The 23,465-nt window shown below is 70.9% G+C and carries 19 protein-coding genes and 1 tRNA gene; 14 read left to right on the forward strand and 6 right to left on the reverse strand.

Annotation, left to right across the window (positions count from 1 at the left end):
• Nucleotides 1–8 precede the first annotated feature (8 nt).
• Both FB382_RS04425 and FB382_RS04430 read left to right on the forward strand, forming a co-directional pair.
• Nucleotides 9–224 carry a hypothetical protein gene (locus FB382_RS04425; protein ID WP_125035334.1) on the forward strand — a complete coding sequence of 72 codons (216 nt, stop codon included), beginning with the start codon at nucleotides 9–11 and terminating at the stop codon, nucleotides 222–224.
• 100 nt (nucleotides 225–324) lie between these two features.
• Nucleotides 325–582, forward strand: a complete 258-nt coding sequence (locus tag FB382_RS04430) for a hypothetical protein (protein WP_182537137.1) — start codon at nucleotides 325–327, stop codon at nucleotides 580–582.
• 9 nt (nucleotides 583–591) lie between these two features.
• Here the strand turns inward: FB382_RS04430 and FB382_RS04435 are convergent, their stop codons facing one another.
• Genes FB382_RS04435 through FB382_RS04445 form a run of 3 tightly spaced genes read right to left on the reverse strand, consistent with a single transcriptional unit; the run spans nucleotide 592 to nucleotide 5,127 of the window.
• On the reverse strand, nucleotides 592–1,200 hold the full coding sequence (locus FB382_RS04435) for an acetoacetate decarboxylase family protein (protein ID WP_182537140.1): 609 nt from the start codon (nucleotides 1,198–1,200) through the stop codon (nucleotides 592–594).
• 2 nt (nucleotides 1,201–1,202) lie between these two features.
• Nucleotides 1,203–1,379, reverse strand: a complete 177-nt coding sequence (locus tag FB382_RS04440; RefSeq protein ID WP_181407740.1) for a DUF6104 family protein — start codon at nucleotides 1,377–1,379, stop codon at nucleotides 1,203–1,205.
• A 4-nt stretch (nucleotides 1,380–1,383) separates the two neighbouring features.
• Nucleotides 1,384–5,127: a multifunctional oxoglutarate decarboxylase/oxoglutarate dehydrogenase thiamine pyrophosphate-binding subunit/dihydrolipoyllysine-residue succinyltransferase subunit gene (locus tag FB382_RS04445; protein WP_182537142.1), complete on the reverse strand. Its 3,744-nt coding sequence runs from the start codon at nucleotides 5,125–5,127 to the stop codon at nucleotides 1,384–1,386.
• 146 nt (nucleotides 5,128–5,273) lie between these two features.
• Between FB382_RS04445 and FB382_RS04450 the strand changes: the two genes are divergently transcribed.
• Nucleotides 5,274–5,870, forward strand: a complete 597-nt coding sequence (locus FB382_RS04450) for a hypothetical protein (protein WP_182537144.1) — start codon at nucleotides 5,274–5,276, stop codon at nucleotides 5,868–5,870.
• Nucleotides 5,867–6,784 (forward strand): LCP family protein, encoded by a 918-nt coding sequence (locus tag FB382_RS04455; protein ID WP_182537146.1) that lies wholly within the window; start codon nucleotides 5,867–5,869, stop codon nucleotides 6,782–6,784. Before FB382_RS04450 ends, FB382_RS04455 begins: the two co-directional genes overlap by 4 nt.
• 81 nt (nucleotides 6,785–6,865) lie before the next feature.
• Here FB382_RS04455 and FB382_RS04460 read toward each other — a convergent pair whose 3' ends face one another.
• The 3 genes from FB382_RS04460 to FB382_RS04470 all read right to left on the reverse strand — a co-directional run bounded on the left by FB382_RS04460 (nucleotide 6,866) and on the right by FB382_RS04470 (nucleotide 10,110).
• On the reverse strand, nucleotides 6,866–8,260 hold the full coding sequence (locus FB382_RS04460; RefSeq protein ID WP_182537148.1) for a hypothetical protein: 1,395 nt from the start codon (nucleotides 8,258–8,260) through the stop codon (nucleotides 6,866–6,868).
• 248 nt (nucleotides 8,261–8,508) lie between these two features.
• Entirely contained in the window at nucleotides 8,509–9,888 is a 1,380-nt protein-coding gene (locus FB382_RS22780; protein WP_182537150.1) for a choice-of-anchor P family protein, read from the reverse strand.
• Nucleotides 9,889–10,037: 149 nt separating this feature from the next.
• Nucleotides 10,038–10,110 (reverse strand) — tRNA-Arg (locus tag FB382_RS04470).
• Nucleotides 10,111–10,259: 149 nt separating this feature from the next.
• Here FB382_RS04470 and argS point away from each other — a divergent pair.
• The 10 genes from argS (at nucleotide 10,260) to FB382_RS04520 (ending at nucleotide 23,424) form a co-directional block, all read left to right on the forward strand.
• A complete protein-coding gene (gene argS, locus FB382_RS04475) occupies nucleotides 10,260–11,927 on the forward strand; it encodes an arginine--tRNA ligase (RefSeq protein ID WP_182537152.1) in 1,668 nt (555 codons plus the stop codon).
• Nucleotides 11,924–13,324 carry a diaminopimelate decarboxylase gene (lysA, locus tag FB382_RS04480; protein ID WP_182537154.1) on the forward strand — a complete coding sequence of 467 codons (1,401 nt, stop codon included), beginning with the start codon at nucleotides 11,924–11,926 and terminating at the stop codon, nucleotides 13,322–13,324. Before argS ends, lysA begins: the two co-directional genes overlap by 4 nt.
• Entirely contained in the window at nucleotides 13,321–14,616 is a 1,296-nt protein-coding gene (locus tag FB382_RS04485) for a homoserine dehydrogenase (RefSeq protein ID WP_125035343.1), read from the forward strand. Before lysA ends, FB382_RS04485 begins: the two co-directional genes overlap by 4 nt.
• A gap of 50 nt (nucleotides 14,617–14,666) precedes the next feature.
• The gene (thrC, locus tag FB382_RS04490) at nucleotides 14,667–15,749 is read left to right on the forward strand and encodes a threonine synthase (RefSeq protein WP_343055481.1); all 1,083 of its coding nucleotides are present in this window, start codon (nucleotides 14,667–14,669) and stop codon (nucleotides 15,747–15,749) included.
• A 4-nt stretch (nucleotides 15,750–15,753) separates the two neighbouring features.
• The gene (gene thrB / locus FB382_RS04495) at nucleotides 15,754–16,665 is read left to right on the forward strand and encodes a homoserine kinase (RefSeq protein WP_182537158.1); all 912 of its coding nucleotides are present in this window, start codon (nucleotides 15,754–15,756) and stop codon (nucleotides 16,663–16,665) included.
• Between the two features lie 291 nt (nucleotides 16,666–16,956).
• Complete coding sequence (rho, locus tag FB382_RS04500) at nucleotides 16,957–18,798, forward strand: transcription termination factor Rho (RefSeq protein ID WP_343055482.1); 1,842 nt, start codon at nucleotides 16,957–16,959, stop codon at nucleotides 18,796–18,798.
• Nucleotides 18,799–18,930: 132 nt separating this feature from the next.
• Nucleotides 18,931–19,302 carry a response regulator gene (locus tag FB382_RS04505; RefSeq protein WP_182537160.1) on the forward strand — a complete coding sequence of 124 codons (372 nt, stop codon included), beginning with the start codon at nucleotides 18,931–18,933 and terminating at the stop codon, nucleotides 19,300–19,302.
• A gap of 14 nt (nucleotides 19,303–19,316) precedes the next feature.
• On the forward strand, nucleotides 19,317–20,384 hold the full coding sequence (locus FB382_RS04510; RefSeq protein WP_182537161.1) for a HEAT repeat domain-containing protein: 1,068 nt from the start codon (nucleotides 19,317–19,319) through the stop codon (nucleotides 20,382–20,384).
• The gene (locus FB382_RS04515) at nucleotides 20,381–21,859 is read left to right on the forward strand and encodes a glycosyltransferase family 2 protein (protein WP_182537163.1); all 1,479 of its coding nucleotides are present in this window, start codon (nucleotides 20,381–20,383) and stop codon (nucleotides 21,857–21,859) included. The genes FB382_RS04510 and FB382_RS04515 overlap by 4 nt, the downstream gene beginning before the upstream one ends.
• Entirely contained in the window at nucleotides 21,856–23,424 is a 1,569-nt protein-coding gene (locus FB382_RS04520) for a sensor histidine kinase (RefSeq protein WP_182537165.1), read from the forward strand. Before FB382_RS04515 ends, FB382_RS04520 begins: the two co-directional genes overlap by 4 nt.
• Nucleotides 23,425–23,465 lie beyond the last annotated feature (41 nt).

Below are 23,465 nucleotides of genomic sequence, written 5' to 3' on the forward strand. Positions count from 1 at the left end.
ATGGGGTCATGGACGACCACCTGAGCAAGGCCGAGATCCGCAAGGACGCGATCCAGGACGCCGTCCAGGCTGCCGCCGGGACGGTGGGGCAGGTGACCTCGATCATCACCGGTGCCGTGCGGGACGTGGCCGGCGTCCTGGGCGGCTTCGCGACCGAGATCTTCGAGATCCGGGACGCCGCGCGCAAGGCGGCGGAGGACCACGAGGAGCAGGGCGAGCAATGATGGTCTAGACCAGTGGTTCGGTTCACGTCGCCGGGGGTACATGACGGACCTCGGGGAAACGGGGATTCATGAAAGTCGAAACCTACGAACCGAGGGATTCATGGACACGACCTTCGCCTCGCACTACGACGCGAACACCAGCACGCTCGAGCTCACCGGCACCTTCGACAGCGACGCCTGGGCGTCGATCCACGAGGAGATCGACCGGGCCTTCCGGCGCACGGCCTGCCGGCTCACCATCGACCTGACCCGGGCGGCCGGCATCCCGGCTCGCTCCCTCGGCCATCTCGTCCACCTCTGCAACTGCTGCTACCCGGGCACCATCGTCCGGGCGACGGCGATGCGGACCGCCGCCTGATCCACGCGCTCAGCCGAACGACAGGCGGAAGTCGGCCATCCGGAAGGAGGCCACGGTCCGCCGGCCGCGCAGCCAGGCGAGCGGCCCGTCCGCGGCGAAGTCCCAGTGGCCGCGGCAGGGGAGGGTCCGGGCCGAGCCGCTGATGCCGGCCAGCCGGTCCTCGCCGTCGGTGTCCTCGATGCCCGGCTGCCAGGTGCCACCACGGAACGGCAGGCGTACGCCGGCCCGCGAGACGTCGGTGAACCAGGCCGAGGCGATCGGCCGCCGGGCGACCGACGCCGACCAGTCGGTGCGGGACAGTGGACCGGTGCGGCTGCTGTCGAGGGTGAAGTCGCACAGGTCCTTCGGGATCGCCCAGAGCTCGCGACCGCCGGCCATCGACGCGGGGGAGTCCACCCAGATGTCGGTGATGGACACCCGCCGGCCGGGTCCCGTCCGGACCGGACGGGCGACGAGCAGCTCGGAGTAGGTGAGCGGACTGCCGTCGTCGTAGCTGACGAACGCGGCGCCGTAGAGGCCGGCCGGACGCAGCGCGTCGACGTCCTCGGTCACCCGGAACAGCGAGCACCAGAGCTGCCCGACCATCGCCCACGGCGCGTCGGGGTAGTCGACCTCCACCCTCAGTCCTCGGGGTCGTCGAGGCGCGCCAGCCAGGTGGCGAAGCGCTCCACGGCCGTCTCGAACTCCGGGTGGGTGTCGGTGAACTCCTGGAGCCGTTCGCCCAGCCAGGCCAGGGTGACCTCTTCGTCACCCCGGCGCTTCTGGAGCTCCTCGATCCCGCGATCGGTGAAGTACATGCGTTTAGCTGAAGGCCCGGTCGAGCAGGTCCTTCTGCTCGGCCATGTGCCGCTTGACCGTGCCGACCGAGGGCGAGGACGACTGCTCGCGGGTGACCGGCTCGACGCGGGCGTCGACCTCCGGCCACACGTTGAGCGCGTAGTGCGGCCACGGGCCCATGTTGGCGGGCTCGTCCTGCACCCAGCGCACGACCTTGAGCTTGGGGAATTTCGCGATCTCGGCCTTGATGTCGTCCAGCGGGCGCGGGTAGAGCTGCTCCACGCGGGCGATGGCGAACCGCTCGCCGTTCTCACGCTTGGCCCGGTCGACCATCAGGTCCCAGGTCACGCGGCCCGAGCACAGCAGCAGCGTGTCGACCTTCTCGGGGTCGGCCTGGTCGTCGCCGATGAGCGGACGGAAGGTGCCGGACGTGAAGTCGTCGGGCGCCGAGGCCGCCTCCTTGCGCTTGAGCATCGACTTCGGCGTGAAGACCACCAGCGGGCGGTGCTCCTCGCCGAGCGAGTGCTGGCGCAGCAGGTGGAAGTACGACGCGGGCGTGGACGGCTGGGCCACCACGAACGCCTCGTCGGCCGCCATCGTCAGGAACCGCTCGATGCGGGCCGAGGAGTGGTCGGGGCCCTGGCCCTCGTAGCCGTGCGGCAGGAGGAGCACGACACCGGACTGCTGGCGCCACTTGGTCTCGCCCGAGGAGATGAACTCGTCGATGACGGTCTGCGCGCCGTTGACGAAGTCACCGAACTGGGCCTCCCACAGCACCAGTGCGTCTGGACGCGCCACGGAGTAGCCGTACTCGAAGCCGAGGGCGGCGTACTCGGAGAGCAGCGAGTCGTAGACGTGGAACTTCGCCTGGTCCTCGGTGAGCGAGGTCAGCGGGGTCCACTCGTCGGCGTTGACGCGGTCGATGATCGTCGCGAAGCGCTGCACGAACGTGCCGCGGCGCGAGTCCTGCCCGGCCAGGCGGACCGGGCGGCCCTCCATGAGCAGCGAGCCGAACGCGAGGATCTCGCCGGTGCCCCAGTCGATCGGGCCGTCGGTGATCGCGGCGGCACGGCGCTGCAGCTGCGGCATCACCTTCGGGTGGACGGTGAAGCCCTCCGGCGGGGTGACGTAGGCGTCGGAGATCCGCTTGAGCACGTCGCGGGAGACGGCCGTGGCGGTGTCGCCGGCCGACTTCTCGGGGTAGTCCGGGACGGTGGTCCACTCCGAGGGCTGGCTGCTCGCCTCGCGCACCTCGGTGAAGACCCGCTCCAGCTGCTGCTGGTAGTCGCGGAGGACCTGCTCGGCCTCCTCGATCGTGATGTCGCCACGACCGATGAGGGACTCGGTGTAGAGCTTGCGCACCGAGCGCTTCTGCTCGATCAGGTCGTACATCAGCGGCTGGGTGTACGACGGGTCGTCACCCTCGTTGTGACCGCGGCGGCGGTAGCAGACGAGGTCGATGACGACGTCCTTCTTGAACGCCTGGCGGTACTCGAACGCGAGCCGGGCGACGCGGATGCACGCCTCCGGGTCGTCGCCGTTGACGTGGAAGATCGGCGCCTGCACCATCCGCGCCACGTCGGTGCAGTAGAGCGAGGAGCGCGAGGAGCCCGGCGAGGTGGTGAAGCCGACCTGGTTGTTGACCACCAGGTGGATCGTGCCGCCGGTGCGGTAGCCGCGGAGCTGGCTGAGGTTCAGCGTCTCGGCGACCACGCCCTGGCCCGCGAACGCGGCGTCACCATGGACGAGCAGCGGGAGGACGGGGTAGTCGGCACCGCGGTCGAGCACGTCCTGCTTGGCGCGGGCGATGCCCTCCAGAACCGGGTCGACGGCCTCGAGGTGCGAGGGGTTCGCGGCGACCGAGACCTTGATCTTGTCCGAGGACCCGGCCTCGAACTCGCCCTCGGCGCCGAGGTGGTACTTCACGTCGCCGGAGCCCTGGACCGTGCGCGGGTCGATGTTGCCCTCGAACTCGCGGAAGATCTGGGAGTACTTCTTGCCGACGATGTTGGCCAGCACGTTGAGGCGGCCGCGGTGGGCCATGCCGATCGCGACCTCGTCGAGGCCCGACTCGGCTGCGGCCTCGCAGATCTCGTCGATCACGGGGACCGTGGTCTCGCCGCCCTCGAGGCTGAAGCGCTTCTGGCCGACGAACTTGGTCTGCAGGAAGGTCTCGAAGGCCTCGGCCTGGTTGAGCTTCAGCAGGATCCGCAGCTGCTCCTCGCGGGGCGGCTTGGTGTGCGGCTGCTCGACGCGCTCCTGGATCCAGCGGCGCTGCTCGGGATCCATGATGTGCATGTACTCGATGCCGGTGGTGCGGCAGTAGGAGTCGCGCAGGATGCCGAGGATCTGGCGCAGCTTCATGAAGCGCCGGCCCTCGCCGCCGAACGAGCCGGTGGCGAACTCGCGGTCGAGGTCCCACAGGGTCAGGCCGTGCGACTCCACCTCGAGGTCGGGGTGGCTGCGCTGGCGGTACTCGAGCGGGTCGGTGTCGGCCATCATGTGGCCGCGCACGCGGTAGGCGTGGATCAGCTCGAGGATGCGCGCCTGCTTGCTGATGTCGTCGTCGTGGGTGGTCGCGATGTCGCTGGACCAGCGGATCGGCTCGTAAGGGATGCGCAGCGAGCGGAAGATCTCGTCGTAGAAGTCGTCCTGGCCGAGCAGCAGCTGGTGCATGCGCTTGAGGAACTCGCCCGACTGTGCGCCCTGGATGACGCGGTGGTCGTAGGTCGAGGTCAGCGTCATGACCTTGCTGATCGCGTTGCGGGCGATCGCCTCGTCCGAGGCGCCCTGCCACTCGGGCGGGTACTCCATGGCGCCGACGCCGATGATGGCGCCCTGGCCCTTCATCAGGCGCGGGACGGAGTGGCTGGTGCCGATGCCGCCCGGGTTGGTCAGCGAGATCGACGTGCCCTGGAAGTCCACGACGCCGAGCTTGTTGTCGCGGGCCTTGCGGACGATCTCCTCGTAGGCGGTCCAGAAGCCCGCGAAGTCCATCGTCTCGGCGGCCTTGATGCTCGGCACGAGCAGCTGGCGCGAGCCGTCGGGCTTCGGGACGTCGATCGCGAGGCCGAGGTTGATGTGCGCCGGCGTGATCAGGTTGGGCTTGCCGTCGACGACGTCGAAGCCGACGTTCATCTCGGGCATCGACTTCAGGGCCTTGACCAGCGCGTAGCCGATCAGGTGCGTGAAGGAGACCTTGCCGCCGCGGGCCCGGGCGAGGTGGTTGTTGATGACGGTGCGGTTGTCCCACAGCAGCTTGACCGGCACGCTGCGGACCGAGGTCGCGGTGGGGACGGTCAGCGACACGTCCATGTTCTGGGCGGTGCGGGCCGGGGCGCCGCGGAGCACGGTGTAGGTCGGCTCGTCGCTCGCCGCGGCGGGGGCCGCCGGCTTGGACTCCTTGGGCACGGGGTTGCTCGTGCCCTGGGCGACCTCGGCGGCCTTGTTGGCCGGACGCGGCTTCGCCACGGGAGCGGGGGTCTCGGTCTTGTCCTCGGCCTTGGCCTCCGGGGCCTTCTCGGGCGCCTTGGCGGCCGGGGCGGCCGGCTTCTCGGCCTGCTTCACCGAGACCGCGCCGTTCGCGGCCTGGCCGTTGGCGCCACCGCCGTTGGCCTGGAAGTACTTCACCCACGTCGCATCGACGCTCGAGGGATCCTTGACGTACTGGTCGTACATCTCCTCCACGAGCCACTCGTTGGCGCCGAAGTCGGCGGAGGGCTGTTCGGGAGACTGGCTGTCAGACTGATTGCCTGAGGACTGCGGCACGGGTGGGTTCGCCTCTTCCAGAGATCGCGCGCGGGGATCGATGATTCAGTCGTCAAGGCTAGACCCACACGCCAGCAAATGCTCGTGGAAGGGTCGCCTTTCGGGCAGGGTGTCACGGAAGCCACACGACAGGGAGATCCCCCACCATGCGAAACCCCGTCCGACCGGTCGCCGCCGCGGCCCTGGCGGTGGCCCTCACGGCCACTGCCTGCAGCGGCGACAGCACCGACGACAACCCCCCTGCGAGCGCCACCTCGTCCTCCGCGAAGGCCAGCGAGAGCGCCGCCCCCGAGGTCGTCACCAAGGCGACCCTCGGGAAGGTCACGGGCAAGCTGCCCAAGAAGGAGGGCGCGCACCTCAAGGAGGCGATCGGGTCGGTCGTCGACGCCTGGTTCGACGCCGCCTTCACCGCGGGCGACTATCCCCGCGGCGACTTCCACGACGCCTTCCCCGGGTTCACCACCGGTGCCAGGCAGGAGGCCGTCCACGACCGGAAGCTGATGAGCAACGCCGACATCGGCAAGCACATCGACTCCGTCGAGGCCAGCAAGCGTCGCGTCCGCATCGACGTGCTGGCCGTGCGCCGCAAGCCGGTCGGCGTCACTGCCCGCGTCGTCCTCGACTTCGCGACCACCGGCAAGGTCGAGAAGCACCTGGAGGTGAAGGGCCGGCTGTTCCTGACCCGCAACGACGACGGGTGGCGGGTCTTCGGCTACGACATGACCAAGGGAGGTGCCCGATGACCCCGCTCCGCAAGCGCTACCCCCGCGCGCTGCGCACGCTCACCGTGGGCCTGGTGCTCGCCGTCGCCGCGCTGGTGGTGCCGGACTCGGCGGTGAAGTCCACCGAGATCGAGCTCGTGAAGGTGCACCAGGCCTCGGGCGTGGACCTGAGCCCCGACGTGGTGTGGATCCTCGCCGTGGGATCCGACGCCCGGCCCGGCGAGGACATGACCCACACGCGCGGCGACGCGCTCCAGCTGATCGGGATGAACACCAGGACGGGTGCGGCCGCGGCGATCGGCGTACCCCGTGACTCCTGGGTCGACATCCCGGGCCACGGCCACGACAAGATCAACGCCTCGCTCTACTACGGCGGTCCCGAGCTCCTCGGGCAGACGGTCGGCAACCTGGTGGGCATCCAGCCCGACTACGTGTTCGTGACCCGGTTCAAGTACTTCATCGCGATGGTGCGCGACATCGGCGGCATCGAGGTGGACAACCCCATCGCCTTCGACGACACCTACCTCAAGCCGCGCGGCTTCAGGGCGGGGCGGATCCACCTCGGCGGGTACGACGCCATGGCGTTCTCGCGGATCCGGCACAACCTGATCCGCGGCGACTTCGACCGCTCGGCCAACCAGCAGCGGGTGCTGCGCGGCATCCAGGCCAAGGTCCGTGCCCGATCCCACGAGCGGGGCTTCATGGAGCGCGGCGTGTTGTCGGTGATGGCGCACCTGCACACCGGTCTCCCGCCCGCCGAGCTCTTCCGGCTCGGCCAGGCGATGGCCCAGGTCGACCCGCACAAGATCACGACCTGTGTCGTGCAGGGCGGCATCGGCAACATCGGCGGCGCCAGCGTGGTGCTGCCCTTCACGAGCCAGGCACGGATGTTCGGCGACGAGGCCCGCGCCGACGCCACGCTCGAGCACTGCTGACGCGACGGCGTACGCACGACACCGGGGCGGCCCCGCGAGGGACCGCCCCGGTGTCGCGTCAGGACGGTGGGTGGTGCCGGATCAGCGCGGGAAGATCTTCCCGGCCGCCCAGCCCAGGTCCATGATCGAGCCGCCGGGGGTGAAGGAGTCACCCAGCGTCAGCACGACGGCGTGCACCTCGGAGCCGTAGAAGTTGTTCTTCACGACCCGGTACTGCAGGAAGTTGCCGGTGCCGTCGCCGAGCTCGATGGTCTCGCCGGGCTTCGGGACGGCCAGCTCCTCGCCGTTGACCAGGATCTTGGCGATGCTCGTGTCGATCGACTTGCGGACCCGGTTGGTGCCGGCCGGCTTGAACATGTGGACGGTCGAGGCGATCCCGTCGATCTCCAGGCCGATGCTGTCCAGGGTGATCTTGCCGAGCTTGCTCGAGACCATGCCGCGGGCCGAGCCGTCGGAGTGCTGCTTGCCCATGAAGGCGTAGTCGATGCCGGTGAGGGTGGCCAGGCCGCCCAGGACGGAGGCGTCGGCGATGTGCTGCTTCTTGACGACACCGCCGGTGCCCTCGCAGGGGATGGAGCGCTGGCCGAGGTTGCCCATGTGCAGGGCGTTGCCGGAGAACATGTCCAGGCCCATCGCGGTGGAGCGGAAGACGCCCGCGGGCACGGGACGCGCGACGCGGGTGCGGGCCCGGCCGAGCTCGAGCACCGTCGGGTGGCCGGTCAGGTCGGTCATCAGGCGCAGCGCGTAGGTCTCGGAGATCGCGTGGTCGGCCGTGGCCGAGCCCGACTTCACGCCGGCGAGGCCGATGCTGCCCAGGCCGGGGATCTCGATGACGCCGCCGGTGGCCTGCTGGAGCACGTCGATGACCGCGCCGGTGACCTGGCCGCCGGTCTGGGTGAGCGTGTCGAGCAGGTCCTGGAGCTCGGCGGGCACCTCGGCGGGGAGGTTGCCGATGCTGAGCTCGGGGGCCTTGAAGGTCTCCTGGTGGCCGAACTTGCCGGTGGCGGAGTCGAAGAACGCGTCGGCCACGGAGGTCAGGCCGGTGAGCTTCAGGGTGGGGGTGGAGCCGTCGGTGGCGCCCAGCTCGACGTCGCCGACGGTGGAGGTGCCGCGGATGCCGCTGAGACCGGACTCGAGGTCGCGGTAGGTCTTGGTGGTGCTCGAGAGCCCCGAGACCTTGACGTAGTCGTTGTCGGGCACCGAGACCACGGAGTTCTTCAGGACCTCGCGGCCGGCGTAGCTGGTGCAGCGCTGCTGGGCGTAGGCGTCCTTGAGGGTGCGGAGCTCGACGCCGTCGACGAGCACCTTCGCGCCGTAGACGTCGCCCTTGTAGCCGAAGTTGGTCGGGACCGGCTTGGCGTGGGTGGCGGAGTGGCCCCGGGCCGCGTCGGCCGCGGGGTTGGTGACGAGGGCGCCGGAGACACCGGCTGCGCAGACCGCGGTGACCGCGATCGCCCTGCTGAGGGACTTCTTCATGGTTCCTGCCTTCATCCTGGGGTGAGCCGCGTTCCCTCCACGGTCGTTGCGGCACTGGCGGATGACCCAGCCGAGATCCAGGTCACCGGGAAGCGAGGCGCACCCCTTCCCGGCGAGGGAATCTCCGGGCAGATTCCCTCAGGTCAGGCAACTGCCTGCCGATGCGATCGGTTACTGCGAGGTAAGTAGTCCTTTCGGGCCATTTCCGTGCTGGGGTACGCCGTCGCCGGGTCCTCGCGGACGGCGAATCACCGGGGGAAGACGTGCGCCGCCGCCCACCCGAAGTCGAGGACCGAGTCGAAGTCGGTCAGGGTCACGCGCACGGCGTGCACCTCGGAGCCGTAGAAGTTGCTCTTCACGATCCGGGTCTCGATCACGCCGCCCTGGAAGGTCAGTGACTTGCCGGGGGCCGGGACCGGCTGCTCCTCGCCGTTGACCAGGATCTTGCCGACGCTGAAGGTGATCGTCCGCCCGACCGCGCCGGTGCGGTGCCGGTGGTCGACCGCGACCTTGCCGTTGACGTCGTCGAGCTCGAGGTTGACCGCCGGGATCTCGACCTTGTCGATGTGGCTGGAGGTGAAGCCGCTGGCCGTGCCGTCGGCGTTCTGGTCGCCCTTGAACCGGTAGTCGATGCCGGTCAGGTTGACGATCACGCCCAGGGCCAGCGAGGCCGAGTCGACGTGCTGGTGCTTGACCTTGCCGCCGGTGCCCTCGCACGGGATGGAGCGCTGCTGGATGTTGCCCAGGTGCAGGGTGTTGTTCAGCGCGTAGGCGTCCATGCCCATCGCGATGGAGCGGAACACCCCGCCCGGGGTCGGGCTGCCGATGCGGGTGCGGGCGCGACCGAGCTGGAGGGTCTGGTTCTGGCCGTTGGCGTCGACGTTGATCTTGAGGGCGTAGCTCTCCGAGATGGCGAAGTGCGACCCGGTGCTGCCCTTGTTGGTGCCCAGCGAGATGCTGCCCAGCCCGGGGATCTCGATGGGGGTGTTGGCGCTCTGGAGCACGTCGATGACCTGGCCGACCACGTCGCCGGTGGTGCTGTCGATCGCGTCGAGCAGGTCCTGGAGCTCCGGCGGGACGGGGACGGAGTCGGAGAGGTGGGCGATCTGGAAGCTGGCGAAGTCCAGCGCCTCCCGGTGCCCGAACCCCTTCGCGGAGTGGAAGGCGTCGGAGCTGGTGGTGAAGCCCTTGATGGAGATGGTGGGGGTCTGCTGGCCGCCCACGTCGCCCCCGATCTCCACGTCGGAGATGGCGCTGGAGCCGCGGACGCCGTACGTGCCGGTGTCGGCGTCGCGGTAGGTCCGCGTGCGGCTGGTCGTGGCCGAGACGTTGATGAGCGGGTTGTCCGGGACGGCGGCGGTGGAGCTCTTCACGACCTCGCGGCCGGCGTAGCGCGTGCAGCGCTGCTGGGCGTAGGCGTCCTTGACCGAGCGCTGCTCGACGTTCTCCAGCAGGAGCTTCACGCCGAACACGTCGCCCTTGAACCCGAAGTTGGTCGGCATCGGCTTGCCCGTCGTGCCGTCGCTCCCGTGGTGGGCCTCCGCGGGGGTGCCGCCGGCCAGGGCGCCCGCCAGGGCAGCGGCCAGGGCGGCCGACGCAGCCACCGCGCGCCTCATCGATGTCGTCACGTGTGTCTCCCTCACCCGCAGGTCGGCTACGCGCAGGTAACCCCGTTGGGTGGGGGATACCCAGGTGAGGGAGAGAACTCACCCGTGACCGGGTGTGGACCAGACCAGTCCCGCCCCGAGGGGCGGGTGGCGGTCTTGATGAGGTGAAGCGCCCCCGGAAGGATTCGAACCTTCGACTCCTGGTACCGGAAACCAGTGCTCTATCCCCTGAGCTACGGAGGCAATGCTGCCGCGTCGACGCTGCGCCGCGGTGGCTGCGATGACCCTACAACCGACCCGCGGTCGGCCGGCAATCGGGCCGCAATGGGCCCGCGCATCCCACGACGGATCGCGGTTCGGGGCTGCACGGGGCGCGCCGATAGGCTGGCTGGGTGACTCCCGAGCAGCTCTCCGCGACCATCGTCGACGCCCTGACGACCCTCTCCGACGAGGGGGCGATCAGCCTGCCGGACGGAGTGCCGGCGACGGTGACGGTGGAGCGACCCCGGCAGAAGGGTCACGGCGACTACGCCACCAACGTGGCGTTGCAGCTGGCCAAGAAGGCCGGGATGCCGCCGCGCGACTTCGCCACGATCGTCCACGACCGGCTGGTGCAGACCGACGGCATCGACGGCGTCGAGATCGCCGGGCCGGGCTTCCTCAACATCTCGGTGTCGGCCGGGTCGCAGGGCCGGGTCGCGGCCGAGGTCGCGGCCGCGGGGGCGACGTACGGCTCGAGCGGGGTGTTCGCGGGCGAGAAGATCAACCTCGAGTTCGTCTCGGCCAACCCGACCGGCCCGCTCCACCTCGGCGGGACCCGCTGGGCCGCGGTCGGCGACGCGCTCGGCCGGATCTTCGAGTTCACCGGTGCCGACGTCACCCGCGAGTACTACTTCAACGACCACGGCGCCCAGATCGACCGGTTCTCCCGGTCGCTGCTGGCCAGTGCCCGCGGCGAGGGCGTCCCCGAGGACGGCTACGGCGGTGACTACATCCACGAGATCGCCAAGGCGGTCGTGGACCAGCGCCCCGACGCCGTCGACCTGCCCGACGAGGAGGCCAACGAGGTCTTCCGCCAGGTCGGCGTGACCATGATGTTCGCCGAGATCAAGCAGGACCTCCACGACTTCGGCGTCGACTTCGACGTCTACTTCCACGAGGACGACCTGCACCGGAGCGGCGCGGTCGACAAGGCGATCCAGCGGCTGACCGAGCTCGGCAACACCTACGAGCAGGACGGCGCCCTGTGGCTGGTCACCGAGAAGTACGGCGACGACAAGGACCGCGTCATCGTCCGCTCCAACGGGCAGCCGGCCTACCTGTCCGGCGACCTGGCCTACTACCTCGACAAGCGCGAGCGCGGCTTCGAGCGCTGCTTCATCATGCTCGGGGCCGACCACCACGGCTACGTCGGCCGGATGAACGCCATGTGCGCGGCCTTCGGTGACGAGCCGGGCCGCAACCTGGAGATCCTGATCGGGCAGATGGTCAACCTGCTCAAGGACGGTCAGCCGATGCGGATGTCCAAGCGGGCGGGCACCGTCATCTCCATGAACGACCTCGTCGACGCCATCGGCAAGGACGCCTCGCGCTACGTGCTGGCGCGCTACACCAGCGACACCAACATCGACATCGACCTCGACCTCTGGGCGAAGGCGAGCAACGACAACCCCGTCTACTACGTCCAGTACGCCCACGCCCGGGTCTCCTCGATCCTGCGCAACGCCGCCGACCTGGGCCTGGCGCCCGCCCATGGTGACGACTTCGACCCCGGCCTCCTGGCCCACGAGAAGGAGGGCGACCTCCTGCGCGCCCTCGCGGAGTTCCCGCGGGTCGTCGCCAGCGCCGCCGAGCTGCGCGAGCCGCACCGCGTTGCCCGCTACCTCGAGGACACGGCCGGGATCTACCACCGCTTCTACGACAACTGCCGCGTGCTGCCGATGGGCGACGAGGAGCCCAGTGACCTGCACCGCGCCCGGCTCCTGCTCATCGAGGCCACCCGCACCGTGCTCGCCAACGGCCTCGGCCTGCTCGGTGTCTCCGCCCCGGAGCGGATGTGAGGGCGCACGAGGCCGGCTGGGCGCACGCCGAGGGCCCCAAGGGCCCGTCCTGGCTCCGGCTCCCCGCCGACACCAACGAGCTCGTCAGCCATCTGTGGTCGACCACGGCCACCAAGGTCGACGGCGTCCTCGAGGTCGGCGGAGTGGCCCTGCCGGACCTGGTCGCCGAGCACGGCTCGCCCGCCTACGTCCTGGACGAGGCGGACTTCCGCGCCCGGGCCGGCGCGTTCCGTGACGCGTTCGCGGCGTACGACGTCTTCTACGCGGGCAAGGCGTTCCTCTCCACCACCACGGCCCGCTGGGTCGCGGAGGAGGGGCTCTGCCTCGACGTGTGCTCCGGCGGGGAGCTGACCGTCGCCGAGCGCGCCGGCTTCGACATGTCCCGGGTGGGCTTCCACGGCAACAACAAGACCGTGGCCGAGCTCCGGCGCGCCGTGCGGCTCGGGGTCGGGCGCGTCATCGTCGACTCGTTCGGCGAGATCGAGCGGCTCGCGGCCGTGGTCACCGAGCTCGGGGCCACCGCCCGCGTGATGATCCGCGTGACCGCGGGCGTCGAGGCGCACACCCACGAGTACATCGCGACCGCGCACGAGGACCAGAAGTTCGGCTTCTCGATCACCTCGGGCGACGCGTTCGCGGCCGTCCGGCAGGTCCAGGACGCGCCGGGCCTCGAGCTGCTCGGCCTGCACTCGCACATCGGCTCGCAGATCTTCGACTCCTCCGGCTTCGAGGTCGCCGCCCGCCGGGTGCTCGCGCTGCACGCGCGCGTCTCGGAGGAGCTCGGCGTCACGCTGCCGGAGATGGACCTCGGCGGCGGCTTCGGCATCGCCTACACGACCCAGGACGACCCGTCGGACCCCGCGCAGCTCGCCACGGAGATGAGCAAGATCGTCGAGCACGAGTGCCGGGCGCTGGGCATCCCCGAGCCGCACCTGTCCATCGAGCCCGGCCGCGCGATCGTCGGACCCGCCATGTGCACCGTCTACGAGGTCGGGACCGTCAAGCCGGTCGCCCTCGACGGCGGCGCGGTCCGGACCTACGTGTCGGTCGACGGCGGCATGAGCGACAACATCCGCACCGCGCTGTACGACGCCGACTACTCCTGCACGCTCGCGTCGCGGTCCTCGGAGGCGCCGCCGGTGCTGGCGCGCGTGGTCGGCAAGCACTGCGAGGCCGGCGACATCGTGGTCAAGGACGAGTTCCTGCCCGCCGACGTCGCCCCGGGGGACCTGCTGGCGGTCCCGGGCACGGGTGCCTACTGTCGCTCGATGGCCTCCAACTACAACCACGCGCTCCGGCCCCCGGTGATCGCGGTGCGGGACGGTGCGACGCGGGTCGTCGTACGCCGCGAGACTGAGGACGACCTGTTGGCTACAGACGTGGGTGATGAGCAGTGAGGGACGGCAAACCGCTCAAGGTGGCGGTGCTCGGGTGCGGCTCGGTGGGTTCGCAGGTGGTGCGGCTGCTCGGTGAGCAGTCCGGCGACCTGGCGGCCCGGGTCGGTGCTCCGGTCGAGCTGGTCGGCGTCGCCGTACGCCGGCTCGACGCGGCGCGCGAGGTCGAGGTGCCCGAGGGCCTGCTGACGACCGACGCGGCCGGGCTGGTCGCCCGGGCCGACGTCGACCTGGTCGTCGAGGTGATCGGCGGCATCGAGCCGGCGCGCTCGCTGATCCTCTCCGCGCTCGAGAACGGCGCGAGCGTGGTCACGGCCAACAAGGCGCTGCTCGCCGAGGACGGCCCCACGCTGTTCGAGGCCGCCGAGAAGGCGGGGCGCGACCTCTACTACGAGGCCGCCGTCGCCGGTGCGATCCCGATCCTGCGGCCGCTGCGCGAGTCGCTGGCCGGGGACAAGGTCACCCGGGTGCTCGGCATCGTCAACGGCACCACCAACTTCATCCTCGACAAGATGGACAGCTCGGGGGCCGGCTTCACCGAGGCGCTCGAGGAGGCCCAGGAGCTCGGCTACGCGGAGGCAGACCCGACCGCCGACGTCGAGGGCTTCGACGCCGCCGCCAAGGCCGCCATCCTCGCGTCGCTGGCGTTCCACTCGCGCGTGACGGCCAACGACGTCTACCGCGAGGGCATCTCCGAGGTCACCGCCGCCGACGTGCAGTCGGCGCGCGAGATGGGCTCGGTCGTGAAGCTGCTCGCCATCTGCGAGCTCAAGGACGACGCCGTCGCCGTGCGCGTGCACCCCGCGATGATCCCGCGCTCGCACCCGCTCGCGTCGGTGCGTGAGGCCTACAACGCGGTCTTCGTGGAGTCGCAGGCCGCCGGACAGCTGATGTTCTACGGCCCCGGAGCGGGCGGCTCGCCCACGGCCTCGGCCGTGCTCGGTGACCTGGTCACCGTCGCGCGCAACCGCCTCGCGAACACCCGCGGCGCCGGTGAGTCGGCGTACGCCGACCGGGCGGTGCTGCCGATGGGGGAGACCCTCACCCGCTACCACGTGGCGATCGACGTCGCCGACAAGGCCGGTGTGCTGGCTGCCGTCGCGCTCGCGTTCGCCGAGCACGGCGTGTCGATCCAGACGGTGCGCCAGGAGGGCCGGGGCGACGAGGCCCAGCTGGTGGTGGTCTCCCACGAGGCCACCGACGCCCAGCTCAGCTCCACGGTCGAGCACCTGCGCGGCATGGACATGGTGCGCGAGGTCACCTCGGTGATGCGCGTCGAGGGGGACCAGGAATGAATCTCGACCCTTCGACAAGCTCAGGACAGGCCAAGCTCGATCACCGACAGGTGACCCGGACCCACCAGTGGCGGGGCGTCATCGAGGAGTACCGCCACCTCCTCGAGATCCCCGAGGGCACGCCCGCCGTCACCCTCCGTGAGGGCGGCACCCCGCTCGTCCACTCCGAGTGGCTCTCCGGCCTGACCGGGGCCGAGGTGTGGCTCAAGGTCGAGGGCGACAACCCGACCGGGTCGTTCAAGGACCGCGGCATGACCGCGGCCATCTCGGTGGCCAAGCACGACGGTGCCGAGGCCGTGGTGTGCGCCTCGACCGGCAACACGTCAGCGTCGATGGCGGCCTACGCCGCCAAGGCCGGCCTCAAGCCGCTCGTGCTCGTGCCCGAGGGCAAGATCGCGGCCGGCAAGATGGCCCAGGCGATCCTGCACGGCGCCCAGGTGATCATGGTGCGCGGCAACTTCGACGACTGCCTCGGCATCGCCAAGGGGCTGGCCTGGGACTACCCGGTCGCCCTGGTCAACTCCGTCAACCCGGTCCGGCTCCAGGGCCAGAAGACGGCCGCCTTCGAGATCGTCGACTTCCTCGGCGACGCCCCCGACTTCCACCTGCTGCCCGTGGGCAACGCCGGCAACATCTCGGCGTACTGGCTCGGCTACCAGCAGTACGCCGACCTCGGGCTCGCGACCCGGCGGCCGGTGATGCGCGGCTTCCAGGCCGAGGGCGCCTCGCCGCTGGTCACGGGAGAGCCCTTTCCGGACCCCGAGACCAAGGCCACCGCGATCCGGATCGGCAACCCGGCGTCGTGGAAGCTCGCCGAGGCGGCGCGCGACGAGTCGGGCGGTCGGTTCGCGGCCGTGACCGACGACCAGATCCTCGCGGCCCAGCGTGACCTCGCCTCCCACGACGGCGTCTTCGTCGAGCCGGCCTCCGCGGCCGGCGTCGCGGGGCTGCTGCAGGAGCTCGCCCACGGGGAGTCCTACGCCGGCACCTCGGTGGTCATCACGGTCACCGGGCACGGGCTGAAGGACACCGCCACCGCGCTCGAGGGCCTCGCCGGCAGCGGCCAGCGCATCGTCGACACCGTGTGCGACGCCGACGTGGCTTCCGCCGCCCGCGCGGCCGGGCTCGCCTGACCGCATGGTGACCTTCGTCAGCGGCCCGGTCCGCGTCTCGGTCCCCGCGACCTCGGCCAACCTCGGCCCCGGCTTCGACTCGCTCGGGCTCGCGCTCGACCTGCGCGACGAGCTCGAGGCCGAGGTCACCGCCGGCGGCCTGGCCGTCGAGGTCTCCGGGGTCGGGGCGGACGAGGTGCCCCGGGACGAGTCGCACCTGGTCGTCCGCTCGATGCGGGCCGCGTTCGCCGAGATGGGCGCCGAGCCTGCCGGCCTGCGGCTGGCCTGCACCAACGTGATCCCGCACGCCCGTGGGCTGGGGTCGTCCTCGGCCGCCATCGTGGCCGGGGTGTGCCTGGCACGGGCCCTGGTCGCCGGCGGCACGCTCCTCATGGACGACGACGCGGTCTTCCGGCTGGCAGCGCGGATCGAGGGGCACCCGGACAACGTGGCACCCGCCTTCCACGGCGGCTTCGTGATCTCGGGACAGGAGGACGGTGAGTTCTACGCCGTGGCGTCGTCGGTCGACCCGCGCGTGGCGGCCGTCGTGTTCGTGCCGCCCACCCCGGTCTCGACCGAGGTGGCGCGCGGACTGCTCCCGGCGGAGGTGCCGCACGCCGACGCCGCAGCCGACGCGGGCAGGACCGCCCTGCTGGTCGCGGCGCTCGCCGGTCAGCCCGAGCACCTCCACCGGGCCACGCGGGACTACCTTCACCAGGACTACCGGCGGCCGGCCATGCCCGAGTCGCTCGCCCTCGTCGACCTGCTCCGCGGGGAGGGGCACGCCGCCATCGTCTCCGGCGCCGGCCCGACTGTGCTGGTCTTCACCGAGGGGCAGGAGTCCGGCGCCGCGGCGGACCTGGTCGCCCGGTGCCCCGAGGGCTGGGCGGTGCACCACCTGACCGTCGACCGGGACGGGGTCCGCGTCGGCCCGTGACCGACCCGTTGACCCGGCGGGGCCGAATAACGTGCCCCGGCACACATTTGGCGAGCCGGATGCTACGGTGGAAATGCGTCAGACATCTCGACGTAGCACTCTCGGTGACCCCTCCCTCAACCGGTGGCAGCACCCGGGTGCGACTCCTTCCTCATTCATGTGTGGGCCTCGCCCCACACCTCCGCCATCGCCCTCCCCTGTGGTGAGCCACGGCGGTCGAGGAAGCAATGACCAGACGCCGGCGGTCCCGACCGGGACCGGCTCGGCAGTGATACGTGGGAAGGACCTCACGTGACGGAAACCATCGAATCCACCACCGCAGCCTCCGGGGACGCCCCGAAGAAGCGCGGTGGCGGACTCAACTCCATGCTCATCGCCGACCTGAAGTCGATGGCCGGCAGCATGGGGATCCCCGGTGCGGGCGCCATGAAGAAGGCGCAGCTCGTCGAGGCGATCAAGGCCGCCCAGGGTGGCGGCGCGGCGCGCCCGGCCCGCGAGAAGGCGGCCGACAAGCCCAACGACAAGCCCAACGACAAGGCGCCCGAGAAGGCGCCCGAGAAGGCGCCCGAGAAGGCGCCGGAGGCACCCGAGAAGGCGGCTGAGCAGCCGGCAGAGAAGCCCGCCGAGCAGCGCCAGGAGCGCCAGGAGCGCCGCCAGCAGAACCAGGACGACCAGCAGGGTGGCCGCGCTCGCGGTGACCGGCAGCAGGACCGCCAGCAGCAGGACCGGCAGGACCGTCAGCAGGGCGGCCAGCAGCAGGACCGCCAGGTCCGCAACCAGGACCGGCAGCAGGACCGCCAGCAGCAGGACCGCCAGCAGGGCAACCAGCCCGGTGGCCAGCAGCAGGGCGGCCAGCCGCAGGGCGAGGAGGGCGAGGGCCGTCGCAACCGGCGTCGCCGAGGCCGCGACCGGGACCGCACCGGCGGCGGCAACCGCCCCGGCGGCGCCCCCGGCCAGCGCAGCGAGCCCGACACCACGATCCTCGAGGACGACGTCCTCGTGCCGGCCGCGGGCATCCTCGACGTGCTGGACAACTACGCGTTCGTGCGGACCAGCGGCTACCTCCCCGGTGCCGACGACGTCTACGTGTCGCTCTCGATGGTGCGCAAGCTCGGCCTCCGCCGCGGTGACGCCATCGTCGGCCAGGTGCGCCAGCCCCGCGAGGGTGAGAGCCGGGCCAAGTTCAACCCGATGGTGCAGATCGACAGCGTCAACGGCGCCGACCCCGAGGCCAGCAAGGGCCGCGTGGAGTTCGCCAAGCTGACCCCGCTCTACCCCTCGGAGCGGCTGCGCCTCGAGACCGAGCCGACCAACCTGATCGGCCGGGTCATCGACATCGCCGCCCCGATCGGCAAGGGGCAGCGTGGCCTGATCGTGTCCCCGGCCAAGGCCGGCAAGACGATGATCATGCAGTCGATCGCCAACTCGATCACCACCAACAACCCCGAGTGCCACCTCATGGTCGTGCTCGTCGACGAGCGCCCCGAGGAGGTCACCGACTTCGAGCGCTCGGTCAAGGGTGAGGTCATCTCCTCGACGTTCGACCGGCCGGCCGCCGACCACACGATGGTCGCCGAGCTCGCGATCGAGCGCGCCAAGCGGCTCGTCGAGCTGGGGCACGACGTGGTCGTGCTCCTCGACGGCATCACCCGCCTGGGCCGCGCCTACAACCTGGCCGCCCCGGCCAGCGGCCGGATCCTGTCCGGTGGCGTCGACTCGGCGGCGCTCTACCCGCCGAAGCGGTTCTTCGGTGCCGCCCGCAACATCGAGAACGGCGGCTCGCTGACGATCCTGGCCACCGCGCTCATCGAGAGCGGCTCGAAGATGGACGAGGTGATCTTCGAGGAGTTCAAGGGCACCGGCAACATGGAGATCCGCCTGCGTCGCGACTTCGCGGACAAGCGCCTCTTCCCGGCCATCGACGCCGTCCAGTCGGGCACGCGTCGCGAGGAGCTCCTGATGAGCAAGGAGGAGCTCGCCATCGTCTGGAAGCTCCGCCGGGTGCTCTCCGGGCTCGACGGCCAGCAGGCGCTCGAGCTGCTGCTGGAGCGCCTGAAGAAGTCGCACACCAACATCGAGTTCCTGATGCAGGTGCAGAAGACGACGCCCACCACGGGCGGTGGCGACGACTGAGTCGTCCCTCCCGCAGGGCCACCGGGCCGGGCCGTTCCTTCGGGAGCGGCTCGGCCCGTTGTGCGTGACCATGCCCTAGGCTTCACGCACACGAGATGCGGGGACAGCACTCGGTGAGCGAAGGGGACACACGTGGCTCGGATTGTGGTAGCTGACGACGACGTCGACATCCGCGAGCTCGTCGAGTTCAAGCTGTCCACCCTGGGTCACGACGTCGTCGCGGTCTCCGACGGTGCCGCCGCGATCGACGCCTGCCAGGCCCAGCGACCCGACCTCGCCGTCCTCGACGTGATGATGCCGGGCGTCTCCGGCCTCGACGCCATCCGTGCCATCCGTGCCGACCCGGCCCTGGCCGACCTCCCGGTCATCCTGCTGACCGCGCGGGCCCAGGAGAGCGACGTCGAGACCGGCTTCGACTCCGGGGCCGACGACTACATCACCAAGCCCTTCAGTCCCCGGGAGCTCGCCTCCCGCGTCCAGGCCCTGCTCTCCAGGGTGCGCTAGGGGTCCCGGTCTCGATGACCGTCGCACATCTCGGGTACGTCGGCGCGCTCGTCCTCACCCTCGCCTGTCTCTTCGTCGTCGCGGCCCTGGTCGCGATCCGGCTGCTCAAGGACCGCGCCGAGCGCCGACGGCTGACCCTGCGGGCGCCGGTGTGGAGGCACGTACTGACGCTCAGCACCGGCGAGGCCGAGGAGGTCGAGGATGCGCAGGCCCGCCTGGCCGCGGCGACGCCGGCCGAGCGCGAGGCGGTGCTGGCCGACGCCTTCGCCCTGGTCCCCAAGCTGCGGGGCGACGCCCGGGAGCGTCTGCGTGACGTGCTCCGCGTGTGGGGTTCGCTGGACGCGGCGCTCGCCAACGCGGCGAGCCGCTCCCAGGTCCGCCGCTGCCGGGGGATCTACCGGCTCGGGGTGCTGCGCGACCCCTCCGGACGGCAGGCCGTCCTCGACGCGCTCGCGGACCGGGACTTCGCCGTACGCCGCATGGCGGTCCTGGCCGCAGCCGCCTTCCCCGACGACGTCGTCGTCGAGCACCTGCTGACCACTGCTGCGGCCGAGCCGCGGCTGCGCCGCGAGTTCCTCGGCAGCATCGACCGGATCGGGTCGGCCGCCGTCCCGGTGCTGCGGGGGGCGCTGTCCGAGGTCACCGACGATCCCGACGACAACGTCGAGCTCGACCGCCGCGGCTACCTCGCCGCGGCAGCGCTCGGGCTGGTCGGGGCCATCCAGGCCGTGCCGGACCTCGAGGCGGCCCTCGACCACGGCTCCGACACCCTGAAGGTGGCCTGCATCTACGCTCTCGGCGAGCTCGGGGCGGGCTCGTCGGTCATCGCGCTGAGCGGCCCGTTGGGACACCGCAGCCCCGACGTCCGGATGGCCGCGGCCCGCGCGCTCGGGCTCGTCGGCGGTGACTGGGCGGTGCCCGCCCTGGCCACCACCCTCCACGACGACAACGTCGAGGTCGCGCGCGCCGCCGCCAACGCGCTGCGCCGCTGTGGGCCGCGCGGGCGTGAGGTCCTCGACGACTCCCGTGCGCCGGTGGCACTCGAGGTCGTCGCGCTCGCGGGACTGGGGGCCGAGGCATGACCCCGCTCGTGCTCAGCGGCTTCGTCGCGGGGCTGCACCACGCCATCCTCGTCGTCGGCATCGGGTGTGCCGTCTACTCCGTGCTGATCAACGGCAGCTTCCTGGTGCTGACCGGCTTCGCCATGGCCGACCTGCTCGCCTACCGCCGCCGCCTCGAGTTCGCCGGGTACGACGAGTGGTTCCTCGACCCGCTCACCCGGGGCGTCTCGGTGCTGATGCCGGCGTACAACGAGTCGGCCACGATCGTGCAGTCCGTCCAGGCCATGACGGCGCTGCGCTACCCCGACTTCGAGGTCGTGGTCATCGACGACGGGTCCAAGGACGACACGGTCGAGAAGATGATCCGCGAGTTCGACATGGTCGAGGTGCCGTTGGTGCCGGGTGGTCACATCGAGACGAAGGGCGCGGTGCTCGGCACCTGGGTCAGCCGGCGCGGCTCGCACAACCTCGCCCTCGTCGCGAAGACCAACGGTGGCAAGGCCGACGCGCTCAACGCGGGGATCAACTACTCCCGCAAGGAGCTGGTCTGCATGGTCGACGCGGACTCGCTGCTCGACCCGCAGGCGCTGCTCGACGTCTCGCGCCCCTTCGCCGACGACCCCGGACGCGTCGTCGCCGCCGGGGGAGTGGTCCGGGTCGCCAACGGGTCCCGGGTCGAGCGCGGCCGCGTGACCGACCTCCGGATGCCGCGCGGCTGGTGGGCGCGGATCCAGGTCGTGGAGTACCTCCGCGCGTTCCTGATCGGCCGGGCCGGCTGGTCGCGGGCGGGTGGGCTGCTGATCATCTCCGGCGCGTTCGGCCTGTTCCGCAAGGACGTACTGCTCCAGGTCGACGGGCTGTCCACCGACTGCATCGGCGAGGACGCCGAGCTCGTCGTGCGCATCCACCGCCTGCTCGGCGACGCGCGGCGCGACGCCACCGTCGTCTTCGTGCCCGAGCCGGTCGCCTGGACCGAGGTCCCCGAGGACCGTCAGGTGCTGCGCAAGCAGCGCCGCCGGTGGCACCGCGGCCTGACCGAGATCATGGTCCGCCACAAGGCGATGTTCCTCCGCCCGAAGTACGGCGTGATCGGCATGCTGACCATGCCGTGGTTCCTGCTCTTCGAGCTGCTGGCGCCGGTCGTGGAGGTGTTCGGGCTGCTCTACTTCACCGTCCTCATGGTCGGACTGGGCCTCGAGCACACGTTCTTCCCCTCGTGGAACGTCGTGAACCTGCCCATCGTGGTGGTGCTCCTGACGGCCTCGATCCTCTTCGCGATCTTCGTGACCCTGGTCGCGCTTCTGGCCGAAGAGATGTCCTTTCGGCGCTACCGTGGCCTACCGGATCTCTTCCGGGCGGTGCGCGCGGCGGTCGAGGAGAACTTCGTCTACCGCCAGGTCAACGCCTGGTGGCGTCTCGGGGGAATCATCGAGGTCATCCGCAAGTCGCGCCACGACTGGGGCGACATGCAGCGCAAGGGGTTCGGATCGACATGAGCAACGGACGTCCGGTTGCGCGCCTCGTGGCGCCCATCGTGGTGCGTTTCGTCGTCAGCGTGGGACTCATGGCCATCATCGCGGTCACCGGCGTCGTGCTCTCCACCGCGGCCGTGGGCCACCTCGGCGACGACCTCCAGCCGGCCGCCGCCGCCAACCAGGACATCCTCCAGGACCTCACCGACGTCAAGGGTGCGGTGGGTGACTGGGCGCGCAGTGGCCAGCCGACGTACAAGGACGCTTACCGGCAGGCCCTGTCGCGGCTCCCCGTGGACATGCGGGCCGTCGCCCGGTTCGCCGCGGACGACCCCGAGCTCGCCGCGCTGGTCGCGGAGCAGGAGAAGGCGGCACAGGTGTGGCTCGACCGCTACGCCGAGCCCCGCATCTCCGACCCGGGCGGACCGGACACCTACCAGCCCCAGCGCTTCCGCATCGGCGCCCGCACGTTCACCGACTTCCGGGCCGCCCAGCAGCTGACCTCGGAGGCTTTCGACCGACGTGTCGAGCGGGCAGACACCGACGCCTCGCGCCTGCTCAAGGGCACCGTCATCTGCGTCGTCGTCGTGGCCGTCGTCGCCTGGTGGGTCACGTCCCGGGCCCGCAAGCGCCTGCTCGACGAGCTCTCCACGCCACTGCTCGACCTCGAGGGGGTGGTGCACGCGCTGGCCCGCAACGAGCCCGGAGCCCGTGCCGAGAATGCCGGCCCCCGGGAGGTCCGCGCGGTCGCGGCCGCCCTCAACGACCTCGCCGACGCGCAGGCTCGTGCGCGGGCGGTGGAGCACCGCATCCAGGACGAGCTGCGCATCCTCGACACGGCGCGCGACGACTTCGTCTCCAACGTCTCCCACGAGCTGCGCACGCCGCTGACCACGATCAGCGGCTACCTCGAGATGGTGGCCGAGGAGTTCGAGGGCAGCCTCGCGCCGCGGCACGAGCGGATGCTGGAGGCCACCCGACGCAACGTCTCCCGCCTGAAGCTGCTCATCGACGACCTGCTCACGCTGTCGCGGGCCGAGGCCCGGGCGACCGACCTCGAGGCCGTGGACATCACAGGCCTGACCCGTGACGCCGTCACCGACGTGCGTATCACCGCCGCCAACCGGGGGATCAAGATCGCCGTGAGCGCCCCCGAGGACCCGCTGCTGGTGCTGGCCGACCGGGCGATGCTGCACCGGGCCTTCCTCAACGTGCTCAGCAACGCGGTGAAGTTCAGCCGCGACGGTGGCCAGGTCGAGGTGGAGCTGTGGAGCGACGACGACCGGCTGGCCGTGCAGATCCGCGACCACGGCATCGGCATCCCGGCCGCCGAGGTCGAGCGGCTCGGCACGCGCTTCTTCCGTGCGTCCAACGCGGTCTTCAACGAGATCGCCGGCACCGGCCTGGGCCTCCGCATCGTGCAGACGATCGTGGACAAGCACGCCGGCGACGTCCTGATCGAGTCGCAGGAGGGCCGGGGGACCACCGTCGTGGTGCACCTGCCCCTGCAGTCCGAGCCCGCGGTCACCACCCAGCCGGCCGCGCCCGAGCCGCGAATAGGGGCCGACCCCGAGATGACCTCGCACTGATTTCCGGTTGGGTTGTGCCGGGTGGCACACTTGGGGGTCGG

Origin of the sequence: Nocardioides ginsengisegetis, from assembly GCF_014138045.1 — a bacterium.
GTDB classification, from domain to species: Bacteria; Actinomycetota; Actinomycetes; order Propionibacteriales; family Nocardioidaceae; genus Nocardioides; species Nocardioides ginsengisegetis.

Coding starts and splice junctions, on each gene's coding strand:
- FB382_RS04510 (WP_182537161.1), top strand. CDS start 19,317: ATGACCGTCGCACATCTCGGGTACGTCGGCGCGCTCGTCCTCACCCTC.
- FB382_RS04450 (WP_182537144.1), top strand. CDS start 5,274: ATGCGAAACCCCGTCCGACCGGTCGCCGCCGCGGCCCTGGCGGTGGCC.
- FB382_RS04460 (WP_182537148.1), bottom strand. CDS start 8,260: ATGAAGAAGTCCCTCAGCAGGGCGATCGCGGTCACCGCGGTCTGCGCA.
- FB382_RS04440 (WP_181407740.1), bottom strand. CDS start 1,379: ATGTACTTCACCGATCGCGGGATCGAGGAGCTCCAGAAGCGCCGGGGT.
- FB382_RS04520 (WP_182537165.1), top strand. CDS start 21,856: ATGAGCAACGGACGTCCGGTTGCGCGCCTCGTGGCGCCCATCGTGGTG.
- thrB (WP_182537158.1), top strand. CDS start 15,754: ATGGTGACCTTCGTCAGCGGCCCGGTCCGCGTCTCGGTCCCCGCGACC.
- FB382_RS04515 (WP_182537163.1), top strand. CDS start 20,381: ATGACCCCGCTCGTGCTCAGCGGCTTCGTCGCGGGGCTGCACCACGCC.
- FB382_RS04455 (WP_182537146.1), top strand. CDS start 5,867: ATGACCCCGCTCCGCAAGCGCTACCCCCGCGCGCTGCGCACGCTCACC.
- FB382_RS04430 (WP_182537137.1), top strand. CDS start 325: ATGGACACGACCTTCGCCTCGCACTACGACGCGAACACCAGCACGCTC.
- FB382_RS04425 (WP_125035334.1), top strand. CDS start 9: ATGGACGACCACCTGAGCAAGGCCGAGATCCGCAAGGACGCGATCCAG.